16 protein-coding genes are annotated in these 16,259 nt (G+C 60.5%); 7 read left to right on the top strand and 9 right to left on the bottom strand.

The genetic code is table 11. The annotated features are described in order from the left end of the window. The 4 genes from AC13Q5_RS17600 to AC13Q5_RS17585 form a co-directional block, all read right to left on the bottom strand. Nucleotides 1–1,542 (bottom strand): L-aspartate oxidase, encoded by a 1,542-nt coding sequence (locus tag AC13Q5_RS17600; RefSeq protein WP_488502587.1) that lies wholly within the window; start codon nucleotides 1,540–1,542, stop codon nucleotides 1–3. After that, nucleotides 1,539–2,510 carry a quinolinate synthase NadA gene (nadA, locus tag AC13Q5_RS17595; protein ID WP_075854029.1) on the bottom strand — a complete coding sequence of 324 codons (972 nt, stop codon included), beginning with the start codon at nucleotides 2,508–2,510 and terminating at the stop codon, nucleotides 1,539–1,541. Before nadA ends, AC13Q5_RS17600 begins: the two co-directional genes overlap by 4 nt. A gap of 69 nt (nucleotides 2,511–2,579) precedes the next feature. Then, a complete protein-coding gene (locus AC13Q5_RS17590) occupies nucleotides 2,580–3,482 on the bottom strand; it encodes an NUDIX hydrolase (protein ID WP_488502586.1) in 903 nt (300 codons plus the stop codon). Between the two features lie 574 nt (nucleotides 3,483–4,056). Continuing rightward, a complete protein-coding gene (locus tag AC13Q5_RS17585; RefSeq protein ID WP_488502585.1) occupies nucleotides 4,057–4,749 on the bottom strand; it encodes a GntR family transcriptional regulator in 693 nt (230 codons plus the stop codon). Between the two features lie 130 nt (nucleotides 4,750–4,879). Between AC13Q5_RS17585 and AC13Q5_RS17580 the strand changes: the two genes are divergently transcribed. Genes AC13Q5_RS17580 through AC13Q5_RS17560 form a run of 5 tightly spaced genes read left to right on the top strand, consistent with a single transcriptional unit; the run spans nucleotide 4,880 to nucleotide 10,155 of the window. After that, on the top strand, nucleotides 4,880–5,884 hold the full coding sequence (locus AC13Q5_RS17580; RefSeq protein WP_488502584.1) for an ABC transporter substrate-binding protein: 1,005 nt from the start codon (nucleotides 4,880–4,882) through the stop codon (nucleotides 5,882–5,884). Nucleotides 5,885–5,936: 52 nt separating this feature from the next. After that, a complete protein-coding gene (locus AC13Q5_RS17575) occupies nucleotides 5,937–6,752 on the top strand; it encodes an ABC transporter ATP-binding protein (RefSeq protein WP_075854025.1) in 816 nt (271 codons plus the stop codon). A gap of 3 nt (nucleotides 6,753–6,755) precedes the next feature. After that, nucleotides 6,756–7,619: an ABC transporter permease gene (locus AC13Q5_RS17570; RefSeq protein ID WP_075854024.1), complete on the top strand. Its 864-nt coding sequence runs from the start codon at nucleotides 6,756–6,758 to the stop codon at nucleotides 7,617–7,619. A 55-nt stretch (nucleotides 7,620–7,674) separates the two neighbouring features. Beyond that, nucleotides 7,675–9,411 carry an L-arabinonate dehydratase gene (araD, locus tag AC13Q5_RS17565; RefSeq protein ID WP_488502583.1) on the top strand — a complete coding sequence of 579 codons (1,737 nt, stop codon included), beginning with the start codon at nucleotides 7,675–7,677 and terminating at the stop codon, nucleotides 9,409–9,411. Between the two features lie 18 nt (nucleotides 9,412–9,429). Further along, entirely contained in the window at nucleotides 9,430–10,155 is a 726-nt protein-coding gene (locus AC13Q5_RS17560) for a ribonuclease activity regulator RraA (RefSeq protein WP_488502582.1), read from the top strand. 54 nt (nucleotides 10,156–10,209) lie between these two features. On the opposite strand, the gene AC13Q5_RS17555 is transcribed toward AC13Q5_RS17560, so the two are convergent. Then, the gene (locus tag AC13Q5_RS17555) at nucleotides 10,210–10,824 is read right to left on the bottom strand and encodes a DUF922 domain-containing Zn-dependent protease (protein WP_488502581.1); all 615 of its coding nucleotides are present in this window, start codon (nucleotides 10,822–10,824) and stop codon (nucleotides 10,210–10,212) included. Nucleotides 10,825–10,888: 64 nt separating this feature from the next. Continuing rightward, nucleotides 10,889–11,425: a recombination regulator RecX gene (gene recX, locus AC13Q5_RS17550; protein ID WP_488502580.1), complete on the bottom strand. Its 537-nt coding sequence runs from the start codon at nucleotides 11,423–11,425 to the stop codon at nucleotides 10,889–10,891. 259 nt (nucleotides 11,426–11,684) lie between these two features. Between recX and AC13Q5_RS17545 the strand changes: the two genes are divergently transcribed. Continuing rightward, nucleotides 11,685–12,716 (top strand): aldo/keto reductase, encoded by a 1,032-nt coding sequence (locus tag AC13Q5_RS17545; protein WP_488502579.1) that lies wholly within the window; start codon nucleotides 11,685–11,687, stop codon nucleotides 12,714–12,716. 55 nt (nucleotides 12,717–12,771) lie between these two features. Here the strand turns inward: AC13Q5_RS17545 and AC13Q5_RS17540 are convergent, their stop codons facing one another. Further along, complete coding sequence (locus AC13Q5_RS17540) at nucleotides 12,772–13,806, bottom strand: aldo/keto reductase (RefSeq protein WP_488502578.1); 1,035 nt, start codon at nucleotides 13,804–13,806, stop codon at nucleotides 12,772–12,774. A gap of 93 nt (nucleotides 13,807–13,899) precedes the next feature. On the opposite strand from AC13Q5_RS17540, the gene AC13Q5_RS17535 reads away from it, so the two are divergent. Beyond that, nucleotides 13,900–14,802 carry a LysR family transcriptional regulator gene (locus AC13Q5_RS17535; RefSeq protein WP_488502577.1) on the top strand — a complete coding sequence of 301 codons (903 nt, stop codon included), beginning with the start codon at nucleotides 13,900–13,902 and terminating at the stop codon, nucleotides 14,800–14,802. 61 nt (nucleotides 14,803–14,863) lie between these two features. Here the strand turns inward: AC13Q5_RS17535 and AC13Q5_RS17530 are convergent, their stop codons facing one another. Next, entirely contained in the window at nucleotides 14,864–15,523 is a 660-nt protein-coding gene (locus AC13Q5_RS17530; protein WP_075854017.1) for a peroxiredoxin, read from the bottom strand. Nucleotides 15,524–15,633: 110 nt separating this feature from the next. After that, nucleotides 15,634–16,218, bottom strand: coding sequence for an RBBP9/YdeN family alpha/beta hydrolase (locus AC13Q5_RS17525; RefSeq protein ID WP_488502576.1), 585 nt, complete (start codon nucleotides 16,216–16,218; stop codon nucleotides 15,634–15,636). Between the last annotated feature and the right edge of the window lie 41 nt (nucleotides 16,219–16,259).

Below are 16,259 nucleotides of genomic sequence, written 5' to 3'. Positions count from 1 at the left end.
TCAGGCACTCCTTGCGACAGAATAGGGAATGACGGACCTGGCGATATCCAGGGCATCGGAGAGGCTCATCATGCGGCGCTGCGCATGATGCAGCTTCAGCGGAAAGTCCGTGCGGGCATGGGCGCCGCGCGACTCCGTCCTGAGACTTGCGAAGACGGCGATCAGCAAGGCCACTAGCGCCGGGTCAGTTGCCGGGCTCTCGGTCTCGCATAGCGGCAGGAGTGTCGCGATCGCGCCATGAATAGCACCGCCATTGCGCAGCACGCCGAGATGGCGCGACACGATCGGCCGGACAAACGTCAGGTCCGGCGCGAACGTCTCGGGAAGATGGCCCGACAATTTTCTGCGGCTCGTGTCCGAGCCGGCGACATCGCGGGCCGCCCTTATGCCCATGACGGCAGCTTCCAGTAGGGAGTTGCTGGCAAGGCGGTTGGCGCCGTGCAACCCCGTCGACGCCGCTTCACCCACGACCCAGAGGCCGGGTAACGAACTGCGGCCATTCTCGTCGGTCGCCACGCCGCCCATGTGATAGTGAACAGCCGGGCGCACCGGAATGAGATCGCTCGCGGGATCGACGCCTGCCTCGTGGCAAAGAGCCTCGATGACCGGAAAGCGTGTGGCGAAGCGGTTGCCGAGGGCATTTCGCGCATCGAGGAATACCTTGCCGCCGCGGGCAATCTCCGCGCTGATAGCACGCGCGACAACATCGCGCGGCGCAAGCTCGGCGCCGTCTACCCCTGCCATGAAACGCACACCGCTTTCGTTGACCAGAAGAGCGCCCTCGCCGCGCACTGCCTCGCTGACAAGCGCCAGGGGGCGTCTGCGGCTATCGAGAGCCGTCGGATGGAATTGCACGAATTCCATATCAGCGAGCTGCGCGCCCGCGCGCGCCGCAAGCGCAATCCCCTGTCCGAAATTGCCGATCGGGTTGGTCGTGGCATCGAACAGGCCGCCAATACCACCCGTGGCGAGAACGATGCGCGACGACGGCAGAACGACGCTGCCTTTCTCGGTCAGGCACAGAAGGCCGGTGACGCGATCGCCATCCAGCAACAGACGTTGCGCCTGATAACCTTCCAGCACGGTGATCGACGGTGTGCGGGCAACCGCCTCGGCAAGCGCGCGAACAATGGCGGCACCGGAGCCATCTCCCTTGGAATGCACGATGCGCCGCAGCGAATGAGCGGCTTCCAGGCCAAGGGATAATTCGCCGGCATCATTGCGATCGAATTCGACACCTGCCTGCGCCAAGGCAGCGATGGCAGCAGGCGCTTCGGCGACGATCCTTGCCGCCACCTTCGCGTCGCAAAGCCCATCCCCGGCAGCCAGCGTATCGGCAAGATGCAAGGCGGCGCTATCGCCCTCGCCGATGCTGGCGGCGATGCCGCCTTGTGCCCAGGCGCTCGATGTCTCCGCACCGATCAGGGCACGGGTGACGATCACGGTCGGTTCGGGCGCCAATGTCAGCGCCGTCATCAGCCCGGCCAGACCGCTGCCGACGATGACGATGCGGCCGCTCAATTCTTCGAGGATCTCGCTCATATCGCCAGCATCCTTTCCACTGCGCGACGGGCGTCGGCGGCAATTGCGGGATCGACGGTCACCTCGTGCTGCCCTTCTTCCAATGCCTTACGGATATTGCCGAGGGTAATGCGCTTCATGTGCGGGCAGAGATTGCAGGGTCGGATGAACTCCACATCCGGATGATGCACGGCGACATTGTCGCTCATCGAACATTCGGTGAGCAGTACGACACGCGCCGGATGCTTCTTGCCGACATAGTCGGACATGACGGCGGTCGAGCCGGCGAAATCCGCGGCCTCGACAACGTCAGGCGGGCATTCCGGATGGGCAAGCACCGTCACGCCCGGATAATTTTCGCGCAGCTGACGGATATCCTCTGCGGTGAAGAGCTCATGGACTTCGCAGTGCCCATGCCAGGCGATAAGCTCGACATTCGTTTCCCGTGCCACGTTGCGCGCCAGATATTCGTCGGGAAGCATCAACACCTTCGGCACGCCAAGCGATTCCACCACCTGCCGGGCATTGCCCGAGGTGCAGCAGATATCGGAGGCAGCCTTCACGGCCGCCGATGTATTGACATAGGTGACGACCGGCACGCCGGGATGGGCTTGGCGCAACAAGGCGATATCCTCGGGCGTGATCGATTCCGCCAGCGAGCAGCCGGCTTCCATATCCGGGATCAGTACTTTCTTTTCCGGGTTCAGCAACTTGGCGGTCTCGGCCATGAAATGCACGCCGGCCAGCACGATGATATCGGCATCGACCTCCACGGCCTTGCGGGCAAGCGCCAGGCTGTCGCCGACGATATCGGCAACGCCATGGAAGATTTCCGGCGTCTGGTAATTATGCGCGAGAATGACGGCGTTGTGTCGTCGCTTCAGTTCGAGGATTGCCTCGACATCATCCTGGAACGACAGCCATTCGGCTTTCGGGATGACGCGACTGACACGATCGTAGAGGGAGGATGCGGATACGGGAAGATTCATGGCCGGCTCCTTATTATACTCATTTTGAGTATATCATGCGCAAATAGATATTCTCGTGTTGAGCATATGTCAATTGCGGGAGAGCGGTAATTTCGTTCCGGCGAATTCGCGTTCTTCAAGCACGGCGCGGCGGAAGCGGAAGAGCTTTGCAGGGCGACCGCCTGTTTCGCTTTCGGTGCCGCCGGTTTCCTCGACCAGTTCCTGCTGTTCGATCAGCCGGCGGAAATTCTGCTTATGCAACGTCAAGCCGGCCAGCGCCTCGACGGCTTTCTGCAATTGCAGCAGCGTGAAATTTTCCGGCATGAGTTCGAAGACGACGGGGCGATATTTGATCTTGGCCCTGAGCCGCGCCATGCCAGTCGCAAGGATGCGGCGGTGATCGGCAAACATCGACTTGCCGAAATTGTGCCTGAGGTCACAGCCCGCCTCGGCGACGAGACGTGCTTCGTAAAGCAATTCATAGCGCTGCAGGACGAGATCCTCGTTCCATGCCGCCCCATTCAGCCCGAAATCGAAATCGGCGCGACGGCGGCGCTGGCCGCTGCGCATCGTATCCTCCTCGATCCATGGCGCGAGACGAGCGGCGATATCATCGAGAATCGGTGGGCGGCCATCGCGATGATCCTCCCAAGGAAGATATTCGTACCAGCCATGCCAGCCCGGCATGCCGCCGCCGGGTGCAGCCTGCTCGCGCACGAGCCCCAGATAGCTGATGGAAATCGTGCGGCCGCCGAGGATTTCGTTGTTTCGATCGCGATCGGCAAAGGTATAGAGCTGCTCCAGATAGCCGACAGGATGGGCGGTCTGATCCTGAACCCATTCGCGCAATCCGCTTTGCAGCGTGCGGTGCCCGAGCTCGAACGGGCCGGACGGCAGGGCATCACCCGACCGCACCGTCATCACCCTTGGATCGCTGCCCGTAACAGCCGTCAGAACCGCGATCAGCTCGGCATGCGCAAGCCCGATGGTCAAGCGAACTCCATGATCTGTTTGCTTACGAAGCTTGTCGCATGAAGCGAGGCGCAAGCCAATGCAGGCAAGTACTTGCTCCACATCTCAAGACTGCGCGAAGAGCTGAAATGCCCCTGTCCAATCAAGGCCGCAGCACGACGTTACCGAAGAAATGACGCCACACTCGGGCGAAGCCTATCTGGCTTGATCAATGGAAATTGCAATCTTTTACGATGGCAGCAGCTTCCTGCCCGCTTCGGTGAGGACGACCAAGCCTTGCTCTCGCTCAACAAGACCAAGATCCACCGCATCCTCCCAGATGGGCAATCGGGGACAACTGGTCCGCCATGCATCCATGACCTCGTGATAAGGTCGAGGACCAGCTTTCAGGAAAACCAGGAGATCAACGACAAGGCTATTGGGCGCTTCCAACATCACCTCCCTGAGTAGTACAGTGAGAATATACACCCGCAGACTATCGCTGTCATGATGTGTTCGATGCGTTTTGACGCCCAGCCAGGGCGTCTCTTGCTTAACGATTGACGGCGACATCGCCCCTTCGCCGGCACCACAGCCAATCCGATCACATTCGGGTCTAGCGGCTCACATAATCCGGATATTGTTCGCAAATGAGATCGACGATCGACAAGGTGCCTGACAGGTGCCGGCGCAAGGCAGCGACGGCGGCCTCCGCGTCGGCTGAGCGCACGGCATCGACCACGGCTTGATGGTCGACAATGATCTGCTCGAGCTTGCCCGGCATGGGCAGGTTGAGCATGCGCAGCCGGTCGAGATGCACGCTCTGGCGCCGGACCGTCGACCACAGGCCGAGAATGCCCGCCCGCTCATAAAGAACGCGATGGAAATCCTTGTCGAGCACGTCGAAGAGATCGTAGGTTTCCTGCGACACCACGTGCTTCTGACGAGCCAGGATGCCTTCGAGGATTGCTGCCGTTTCTGCAGGCGACTCGGCAGCCAGCCGGCGAACGGCCTCCAGCTCGATCGACAATCGCAGGAAATGCGCCTCCGTTGCGTTGCGGATATCGATCCTCGCAACAACCGTCGCATATTGCGGATAGACCTCCACCAATCCCTCCTCCTCAAGCCGGATCAGGGCATCGCGCACGGGGGTCTGGCTGACATTGAATTCGCTCTGCAGCGAGATCCGCGACAAGACCGTCGTCGGCGGCAGGCTCATCGAAAGAATGCGCGATCGCAGTATCTCCAGGATCTGAGGCCCAACTTGGCGGGAGCGATCGAGGGCGAATTCTTTCGGGTTGAGCTTCACTGGCGGCCTTTCTGATCGAGAGCATCTGCTCATTAAGCACAATTCGGGGCTTGATGCACTGATACATTAGTGCTTTAGTTAGCGTAAGCCAACTTCATTTCTCAAGGGTTGGATCAATCGGGAGGAGCAAATGAGAGGATTTATTCGCTGTCTGACCGCGGTCGGCATGGTGATCGCAGGCACCTTTTCAGCTGGCGCGGCCGAAAAGACGGAGATTTCGATCACGCGTCAGCCGGGCATTCTTTATCTCGCCAGCCATGTGATGGAGACGCAGAAGCTGATCGAGAAGCATGCGGCGGCGGATGGCCTGCAAGGCGTCAAGGTGGAATGGCGTACCTTCAGCGGCGGTGGCGCCCAGACCGATGCCCTGCTGTCGGGCAATGTCGACATCGTCAATACCGGCACCGGCAATCTCCTGCTGCTTTGGGACCGTACCAAGGGCAAGGTCAAGGGCATCGTCACCAATTCGGCTCAGCCGGTCATCATGGTCTCGCGCGATCCGCGCATCCAGTCGCTGAAGGACATTCAGCCGGGCGACAAGATCGCCGTGCCGACCGTCGGCGTCTCGACGCAAGCCATTCTGCTGCAGATGGCCGCCGCGCAAATGTATGGCGACGACCAGGTGCACAAGTTCGACGCCAATACGGTGCAGCTCGGGCACCCCGACGCGATGGCAGCGCTTGCCAACCAGACCCATGAGGTCAAGAACCACTTCTCCGCCCCGCCCTTCCAGTATCTCGAACTGAAACAGCAGGGCGTTCACAAGGTCGTCGATTCCCGCGACATCATTGGTGGCGAGTTGACTCAGGGCACCTTCTTCACCACGACGCAATTTGCAAGCGCCAACCCGACCATCATCAAGGCTGTGCGCGAGGCGACCGCCGAAGCCATCGACTTCATCAAGAAGGATCCGAAATCGGCCGTGGAAGCCTACAAGACCGTCAGCGGCGACAAGACCAGCGTCGAGGACCTGTTGGCCATCCTCAACGAGCCGCACATGATGGAATTCCGCATGGATCCGCAGGGAACCATGAAGTTTGCGACCCATCTCTACAAGATCGGCACGTTGAAGACGATGCCCAAGGCCTGGACCGACTATTACCTGCCGGAAGCAGCCGATCTTAATGGCAACTGACGCCTGCGGGCGGCGCGAATGCCGCCTTCAAGCCATTTCTCGGAGAAGGCTCATGCTTCAGGCAAAACTCGCGGCCGATACGCCGAACACGGAAACAATGACCACAAAGCCGCTCTTGAATGTCGACAAGGTAACGCTTCGCTACAAGACGCCGAACCTGCTGATCACCGCAACGGAAAACGTCAGCTTCTCCGTTGACCAGTCGGACCGCTTCGTCCTCCTCGGCCCCTCGGGCTGCGGAAAGTCGACCCTGCTGAAGGCCATCGGCGGATATATGACGCCGGTGACGGGCCGGATCGAGATCAAGGGGCAACCGGTCAGGAAACCCGGCGCCGACCGCATGATGGTCTTCCAGGAATTCGACCAGTTGTTGCCCTGGAAGACGGTGCTGGAAAACGTCATGTTTCCGCTGACGACCGCTCGCCGTCTGCCGCGCAGCGAAGCGGAGGCCATCGCCCGCGACTATATCGAGAAGGTGAAGCTCACCCGCGCGGTCGATACCTATCCGCACATGCTGTCGGGCGGTATGAAACAGCGCGTTGCCATTGCCCGCGGCATGGCGATGCAGCCCGATATCCTCTTGATGGACGAGCCCTTTGCCGCACTCGATGCCCTCACCCGCCGGCAAATGCAGGATGAACTCCTGCAGCTCTGGGAAGATACCCGCTTTACCGTCATCTTCGTGACGCATTCGATCGCCGAGGCGATCAAAATCTCCAACCGCATCCTGCTGCTGTCGCCTCATCCCGGCCGCGTCAAGGCCGAAGTGCGCGATGTGGAAACCGTTCGCGACGATCCCGCTGCCGCCGCCAAACTGGAGCAGGAGATCCATCACATGCTGTTTGCCGAGCAGGGTCACAGGGAGTAAGCCATGAGCGCACCGCAGATCATCCTTGCACCGCAGGCCACGGACACCGCCGGCCATATCGCAGCCGTCGAGCAGAAGCTCGGCGCGATGGAACTGCTCTGGCAGTCGGGCCTGTTCCGCAAGTCATTGCTGATCGTCGTCCTTGCCGTCATCTGGGAAGCCTATGCCCGGCATCTCGACAATCCGCTGCTGTTTCCGACGCTCAGCGACACGCTGACGGCGCTTTACGACCGTTTCGCCGACGGTGTGCTGCCGGCCCGCATCTGGACCACACTGAAGATATTGGTGACCGGCTACATCTCGGGAACGGTGCTCGCCGCCGTCCTGACAGTCGTTGCGATCAACACCCGCATCGGCACCGATTTTCTCGAAACCATGACGGCAATGTTCAATCCGCTGCCGGCGATCTCGCTGCTGCCGCTCGCCCTCATCTGGTTCGGGCTGGGACCTGCAAGCCTCGTCTTCGTGCTCATACATTCCGTCCTCTGGGCTGTTGCGCTCAACACACATGCGGGCTTTCTCGGCGTCTCGCGCACCTTGCGCATGGTCGGCGCCAACTATGGGCTGACGGGGCTGTCTTATGTCTTCCGCATCCTGATCCCCGCAGCCTTCCCGTCGATCCTCACGGGCCTGAAGATCGGCTGGGCCTTCTCCTGGCGCACGCTGATCGCCGCCGAGCTCGTCTTTGGCGTCTCCTCCGGCCAGGGCGGCCTCGGCTGGTTCATCTTCGAAAACCGCAATCTTCTCGACATCCCCTCGGTCTTTGCCGGCCTGCTGACTGTGATCGTCATCGGGCTTATTGTCGAAAACCTGGTTTTCCAGACGATCGAGCGCCGCACCCTGCTAAAATGGGGCATGAAGGAATGAGCAGGCGCACGGATTTATCCCTTCGACCAATATTCGAATACAAGGCGCAAATACAATGAACAGCAGGAAGAAGCCCCAGGACTTACGCAGTGCCAGATGGTTTGCCCCCGACGACCTTAGAAGCTCGGGGCATCGCTCGCGCACCATGCAGATGGGCTACGCGCCCGAAGAATGGACAGACAAGCCAGTCATCGCCATCTTGAACACCTGGTCGGACGCCAATCCTTGCCATGCCCATTTCAAGCATCGCGTCGAGGACGTGAAGCGCGGCATCGTACAGGCGGGTGGCTTTCCCCTGGAGCTGCCTGCGCTGTCGCTGTCGGAAAGCTATGTGAAGCCGACGACCATGCTCTATCGCAACATGCTGGCGATGGAAGCGGAGGAGCTGTTGCGTTCGCACCCGGTCGACGGCGCGGTCCTGATGGGCGGCTGCGACAAGACCACACCAGGCCTCGTCATGGGCGCGCTTTCCATGGGGCTGCCGATGATCTATCTGCCCGCCGGCCCGATGCTGCGCGGTAATTATCGTGGCGAATATCTAGGCTCCGGTTCCGATGCCTGGAAGTTCTGGGACGAACGCCGCGCCGGCACCATTTCGGAGAAGGAATGGGTCGATGTCGAGGCCGGCATCGCCCGCTCTTACGGTCACTGTATGACCATGGGCACGGCGAGCACGATGACGGCGATTGCGGAAGCACTGGGGCTAACGCTGCCCGGCGCGAGCTCGATCCCGGCGCCTGATGCCAATCATATTCGCATGTCCTCGGCCGTCGGCCGCCGGATCGTCGAGATGGTCTGGGAGGATCTCGTCCCCTCGAAGATCGTCACGCAGGCCGCTGTTAAAAATGCCGTCGCCGTCGCGATGGCAACCGGCTGTTCCACCAATGCCGTCGTGCATCTGATCGCGATGGCACGACGCGCCGGCACAAATCTCTCGCTCGATGATCTTGATCAGGCCGGGCGCACGACGCCGGTGCTCGCCAATATCAGGCCCACAGGCAAGACCTATCTGATGGAGGATTTCTATTACGCTGGCGGCCTGCGCGCCCTGATGGCGAAGCTGTCTTCCAAGCTCGATCTCTCGGCGCTTACGGTCTCCGGCTTCACCCTTGGCGAAACGTTGGAAGGTGCGAAATGCTACAATGACGATGTCATCCGCTCGCTCGACAATCCGGTGTATCACGAGGGGTCGCTTGCTGTACTGAAGGGCAACCTTGCGCCGACGGGTGCTGTCATCAAGCCGGCCGCCTGCGATCCGCGCTTTCACAAGCATCAGGGACCGGCGCTCGTCTTCGACAACTATCCGGAGATGAAGGCCGCCGTCGACGATCAGGATCTCGACATCACGCCCGACCACGTCATGGTCCTGCGCGGCGCCGGCCCACAGGGTGGTCCCGGCATGCCCGAATGGGGCATGCTGCCGATCCCGAAGGCGCTGCTGAAGAAGGGGCACAGGGATATGCTGCGTCTGTCCGATGCCCGCATGAGCGGTACGAGCTATGGCGCCTGCATTCTCCACGTCTCGCCGGAATCGCATGTCGGCGGCCCGCTGGCGCTCTTGCGCAACGGCGACATCATCCGCCTCGATCTCGAGGCACGGCGCATCGACATGCTTGTCGACGAGGATGAATTGCAGCGTCGGCGCGACGCCTGGGTCAAGCCGGCGGAAAAATTCGGTCGCGGCTACGGCTGGATGTTCTCGCGCCATGTCGCCCAGGCCGATACCGGCTGCGATTTCGACTTCCTGGAAAACAACTTCGGCCCGACGCCGGGCGAACCCGACATCTATTGATCATAGAGGATATATCGCATGAGCAATTATGTGCTGAGCAGCGAGACGCGCGACAAGCTGATGGGTGTGGCAACACCGACGATCGCCACCGCACTTTTCCGGCGGGGCCTGCGCAACCAGTTCATTCAGGATGTGCGGCCGCTTTCGCCGAAGAAGGCAAGCATGGTCGGCCAGGCCTTCACGCTTCGCTATATTCCGGCGCGAGAAGACCTGAACACGCTGGAAGTCTTCCGCAACCCCGAACATCCGCAGCGCGCCGCCGTCGAGCAATGCCCGCCCGGCTTCGTGCTCGTCATGGACAGCCGCAAGGATGCGCGTGCTGCATCGGCCGGCTCCATTCTTGTCTCGCGCCTGCAGGTACGCGGCGTGGCCGGTGTCGTCACTGACGGTGGTTTCCGCGACAGCCCCGAAATCGCCGCCCTCGACATCCCCTCCTACCATCACCGCCCGTCCGCCCCGACGAACCTGACCCTGCATCAGGCGATCGAAATCAATGGCCCGATCGGCTGCGGCGATGTGGCGGTTTTCCCCGGTGACGTGCTCGTCGGCGACAATGAAGGCGTCATCGTCATCCCTGCCCATCTCGCCGATGAGATTGCCACTGAGACCGTGGAAATGACGGCCTACGAGGACTTCGTCACCGAGGAAGTCATGAACGGCGCGACCATCATCGGCCTCTATCCCGCGACCAGCGATGCGCCGAAACTTAAATTCGCGGAATGGCGGAAGCAGAAGGGCCGCTAAGGCTTGATTAAATAGACGCAGCCGGTCACGCGCGGCCGGCTGCGTTCGTTGGCGCTATTCTTCCTTGACCAGCTTCAAAACGAGCTGCTGGAGATTGCCGCCATCGCTGAATTCGACCTTGTCGAAATCGCTGTTGCGACGCCGCTCTTTATTGGAAATCTCGCCGAGCCGCTTCGTCAGCTCGATACGGATCTTGCTGCATTTCGGGTCGTCGGGCACGGAGAAGCCAACGCTCATCGCCTCTATCTCCTTGACCATGTCCTTGATGAAACCACCATGCACCCGCTCATGCGCTTCGACGCCAGCGATGAATTTCTGCCAGCTTTTGCGGGTCGACGCCGGCAATTGGGCGGAGGGCTTCGGCAATGTGTAGGTGATGATCAGTTTCGGTATATTGATCGTGATCGCGCAGGCACCATCCGGCTGTAGCGCGTATTTGCGCGTCCATGTCAGCTTGAAATCGGTATGAGCAATCGCTCTCACCTTGGGTCCGAGCAACGGGCCGCGCTCACCGATGGAATCGTAAAGCTCGCGCCCCGATGTTCCGGTGATCGCGTAAGTCTTGGTCGTCTCGACCACCTGCCGGTCGGCATGGGCGGCCATCGGCAAAGAGGCAATACACGTCGCCGCTGCGAGTAATCGAATGTCTGCTTTCACGAATATCCCCATGACCACCACTTCAGGTGCGGCGAAGCTAGCCAGAGGTCGCGACTATTTCAATGAGCAGATGGCGTCAGAATACCGAACTCGAGACCAGCATGTCCTCTGCATCTTCTCTCTCCATCTCGAAGACCCTCTTGCCGATGGCGAAGCTGAAACCATTGCGGGCGAAGGCAGATAATTCTTTTGCCTTGCGCTTCTCGTCGAGATCGCCGCGCCGAAAAGGACCGAAGCCGCGTTTCCTGGCAAAAATCACGGCAGAATGGAGATCGTCGACCTCCTCCACTGCCGCAACGACAGTCTCGCCGCTAATGCCCTTGGATGCGAGCTTGAAGGCGATGGCTTTCTTCGATTTTCCGGAACGGACCGCCGAGCGCGTGCTGATTTCAGCGAAGGCGACATCGTCGAGCACTTTCAGCTCATAGGCGAATTTAACCGCGAAATCGGCAAGCGCCTTGATCTGCACCTCGCTGATATCTTCGAACTTCTGTTTCGCCTTCTTGGCGATCGCATCGGATAATTGCCTCTCGGTCATCATGCGACGTTCGAGACGATAAATCGTGGAGTTGCGTGCCCAGGAGAGCATGCGGCTTGTCGGCGTTTCATCCATGAAGGAAGACATTTGGCGAAGGAGGAATCATCACGGAGAATTTTACGCAAGCCAGGCCGCCCAGGCAATGAATACGCTTGGTAATCATGGGATGATTAGCTATGCTCTCTTTGCGGCCAAGGCGGTAAAACGCCGAGCGTCGAATCCCATCGACGGTGGAGGCCGTCTCAAGCACCACATTGCTATGGATCACGGAGCCTGCAGCTCTCCCGAGAGCTTTGCCGATCGGGAACCAGCGCTCCGTTCAGAGGAGGCAGGAATGGATTATCGCAAGCTCGGCCCAAGCGGGGCCGTTGTCACGGCCTATTGCCTTGGCACCATGACATTCGGCGCGGAAGCGAGTGAGGCCGCGTCGCACAAGCTTCTTGACGATTACTTCGCATGGGGCGGCAACTTCATCGACACCGCCGATGTCTACAGTGCCGGCAAGTCGGAAGAGATCATCGGCCGCTGGCTGAAGGCGCGTCCGACCGAGGCTCGCCAGGCCGTCGTCGCCACCAAGGGCCGCTTCCCGATGGGCAACGGTCCAAATGACATCGGCCTTTCGCGACGGCACCTGGGGCAGGCCCTGGACGACTCGCTGCGTCGTCTCAGCATCGATCATATCGATCTCTACCAGATGCACGCCTGGGACGCCCTGACGCCGATCGAGGAGACGCTGCGCTTCCTCGATGACGCCGTGCGCGCCGGCAAGATCGGCTACTACGGCTTTTCCAACTATGTCGGCTGGCACATCGCCAAGGCGGCCGAGATCGCCAAGGCGCGGGGCTATACGCGGCCGGTGACCCTGCAGCCGCAATATAATCTGCTCGTGCGCGATATCGAGCTCGAGATCGTCGATGCCTGCCTCGATGCCGGCATGGGCCTGCTGCCCTGGTCGCCGCTCGGCGGCGGCTGGCTGACCGGCAAATACAAGCGCGACGAGACGCCAACCGGCGCCACACGGCTCGGCGAAAACCCCAATCGCGGCAGCGAAGCCTATGCCGCGCGCAACGCCCAGGAGCGGACTTGGGCGATCATCGAAACCGTGGAGGAGATCGCCAAGGCACGCGGCGTCAGCATGGCGCAGGTGGCCCTTGCCTGGACGGCGGCGCGTCCGGCCGTAACATCGGTCATTCTCGGCGCCCGCACATCCGAGCAACTTGCCGACAATCTGGGTGCCGCCAAGCTGGCGCTGTCGGAGGCAGAGATGGGTAGGCTCAACGAGATCAGCGCGCCACAGCCTGCCGCCTATCCCTATGGCGAAAGCGGACGGAACCAGCGCCACCGCAAGATCGAAGGTGGCCGCTAAGAAGCATTCGGCGGCGGAGCCAAAATTGCTCCGCCGCCGCCATATCATCCATTCGTCAAATCAGCGGCGGATTAAGCCTCGCAAAACCCTCCTGTCGCCGATAGGGGAAATAGGGATAGGGGGCCGTCACCGCGCTCACCTTGTCCAGCCTTTCGATCTGCTCCCTGGAAAGCGTCCAACCGACCGCACCGAGATTTTGGCGCAACTGCTCTTCATTGCGCGCACCGATGATGACGCTTGAAACCGTCGGCCGGCTTAGCAACCAGTTGATGGCGATCTGTGGCACGCTTTTTCCGGTTTCACCGGCGATCTCGTCCAGGACATCGACAATATCGAACAGCTTCTCGTCATCGACGGGCGGGCCGAAGGATGCGGTTTCGTGCAGCCGGCTTGTCTCCGGCAAAGGCTGGCCGCGGCGGATCTTGCCTGTCAGCCTGCCCCAGGCCAGCGGGCTCCAGACCAGCGCACCGACATTCTGATCGCTGCCAAGGGGCATCAGCTCCCATTCATAGTCACGGCCTGCAAGCGAATAATAAACCTGATGGGCGACATGGCGCACATAGGAATGCTTCTCGGACACGGCAAGCGATTTCATCAACTCCCAACCGGAGAAGTTAGAGGCGCCGACATAGCGGATCTTTCCCGCTCGCACGAGGCTATCCAGCGTGGAGAGCGTTTCCTCGATCGGGGTCGAGGCGTCGAAGGCATGCAGCTGTAACAGATCGATGTAATCGGTGCCGAGGCGACGCAAGGCAGCATCGACCGACTTGATCAACCGTGAGCGCGAGCTCCCCCAATCGGCGGGTCCTTCGCCCATCGGAAGGGCGGTCTTTGTCGAGATCAGAACGGCATCGCGCCGGCCCCGGATCGCCTCGCCGAGCACCTCTTCCGACGCACCGGCCGAATAGACATCGGCAGTGTCGAAAAGATTGACGCCCGCTTCCAGGCAGATATCGACCAGACGCCGCGCTTCGGCCGCATCCGTCGAGCCCCACGCGCTGAATAGAGGGCCACTGCCGGCAAAGGTGCCAGCGCCGAAACTGAGAACGGGAACACGCAGGCCGGAAGCGCCAAGATTTCTGTAGTCCATCATCTGTCTCCTGATGTTTTCCCAAGAGATAGATCCTTCCATCAAGATGATATAGATTGCTAGAAAGAAACTGATTTATGATTTGAATTCATCATGAGCCGTCAAGAGATCAATCGTTCCGGTGAAATGGAAGTCTTCGTGCGCGCCGTGGAGCTCGGCGGCTTCACCGCCGCCGCCATCGCCTGCCGTATGACGCCGTCTGCCGTCAGCAAGCTCGTCACCAGGCTGGAAAAGCGCCTCGGCACGCGCCTCATCCATCGCTCGACAAGGCGGCTGCAGCTCACGCCCGAAGGCTGCTCCTTCTTCGAGCGCAGCGTTGCCATCCTTGCCGATATCGCCGAAGCCGAGCGCCATGCTTCTGCGGGAGAGCAGGTTGCCGGGCATATTCGCATCAATACCAGCGGCTCCTTCGGCAACCATGTGCTCGCTCCGCTTGTTCCCGGCTTCATGGCGCTGCATTCCAATGTTTCGCTGGAGATCTTCCACACCGATCGCGTCGTCGACTTGATGGAAGAGCGCGCCGATGTCGCGATCCGAGCCGGGCCACTGAAAAGTTCCAGCCTCACGGCCCGCAAGCTCGGGGTGACGCGAAATATCATCGTCGCATCGCCAGATTATCTACGCAGACATGGGACGCCGCGCTCCGCGGCCGAGCTGACAAAACATTGCCGCATCGGCTTTAGCTATTCCAGGGCGATCGAAGGCTGGCCGTTGCTCGTTGATGGCGAGGTTGCGACGATCCCCGCTGCACGTAGTCTGCAGGTGGGCGACGGCGAAGCCATGCGTCATCTTGCGATCGAAGGCGCAGGCATTGCCCGCCTTGCCGCCTTCACCGTCAGATCGGATATCGCGGCCGGCCGGCTGCAGCCGGTTCTGGAAGACCTCAATCCTGGCGATACCGAGGAGTTTCACGCCGTCTATATAGGCCAGGGCGGCCCCCTGCCTGCCCGCGTGCGCGCCTTGCTGGATTTTTTGCGCGAGAGTGTCAGCTTGTGAAAAAGCGATGCGGCCGTCTAGGCCGCATCGCATCCGTTGGAAATTTTAATCCTGACGCCGATCAGGCTGATGGCTGCCGGGTCTTGCGCAGATAGGGCAATACCGTATCGAACGAGCCGAAGCGGGTGATGGCGTCTTCGTTGGAAACGGCAGCGGTGATGATGACATCTTCGCCCTGCTGCCAGTTGGCCGGCGTTGCCACCTGATGCTTCGATGTCAGCTGGATCGAGTCAATCGCACGCAGGATTTCGCCGAAGTTGCGGCCCGTCGTCATCGGATAGGTGAGGATCAGCTTGATCTTCTTGTCCGGGCCGATGACGAAGACCGAGCGAACCGTGGCATTGTCGGCGGGCGTGCGACCCTCGGAGCTGTCACCGGCGCCGGCCGGCAGCATGTCATAAAGCTTGGCGACCTTCAGGTCCTTGTCGCCGATCAGCGGATAATCGACATCGAAGCCGGTTGCGGTCTTGATGTCGTTCTTCCAGCGGCCGTGACTTTCGACCGGATCGACGGAGATGCCGATGATCTTGACACCACGCTTGCGGAACTCACCTTCGAGGCCAGCCATCGCGCCAAGCTCGGTCGTGCAGACGGGCGTGAAATTCTTCGGATGCGAGAAAAGAACGGCCCAGCCGTCACCGATCCAATCGTGGAACTGAACCTCGCCCTGCGTCGTCTCTGCCGTGAAGTCCGGGGCGATATCGTTGATGCGCAAACTCATTGTCTTACCTCCAAACAACCTGCCCCGACGCACGCTTGAAATGGCGCCCAAGGGACGAGAAAAAATCCGCCGCACAATGGCGTCGAATGTCCGATATGAAAAGCCTTCTTTTAAATAGGCGCCGCAATTGCTGCTGAAAACCCTTGCGGCCTGCGATGCCTGCCGCGTGTCTTCAGCATTTCGAGAAAGCCGTAGCCGCTTGCCCAGCGCCCGAAACCGCTCGCTACGTTGATATGTCCGGCAAGACCGATATTGCGAACATCCGAATTCCAGAGCCGCCCGAACATGCCGAGCCTGTCGAGGCTCATATAAATGTCGTTCAAACTCCCGACCGTCATGCTGGGGAAAGGCAAGGCTTCCGTCGGCATGGTGCCGAAAGACAGATGCCCCGAATGCAGGGCTTCAGTCACCGGAATATCGCAGGGCGCAACAAGCAGCGCACCTTTGACCCTTCGCGCAGCCTCGCGGCCAGCCAACCTCGCCGTCAGCACGCAGCCCAGACTGTGGGCGACGATATAGGCCTCACCGGCCTCTTCCAGTGCGGCTTCCAATTTTTCCATCCAGCTGCTGAGATTGGGAAAGTCCCAGTCGTCCTGCTCGACGAGCCGAACGTCGTGATGATCCTGCAGCCAATAGCGCTGCCAATGTCCCTCGCCCGAGCCGAAAAGGCCAGGCACAATCAGTACTCTGGTCATGTAAGCCTCACGAGAAAAAGCGACCGAATGCAAAGCTTGCG

The organism is Martinezella sp. CNPSo 3964 (assembly GCF_057784375.1).
Note: the sequence above shows the minus strand (reverse complement) of the source record. Positions and strands in the feature narration are given on the sequence as shown.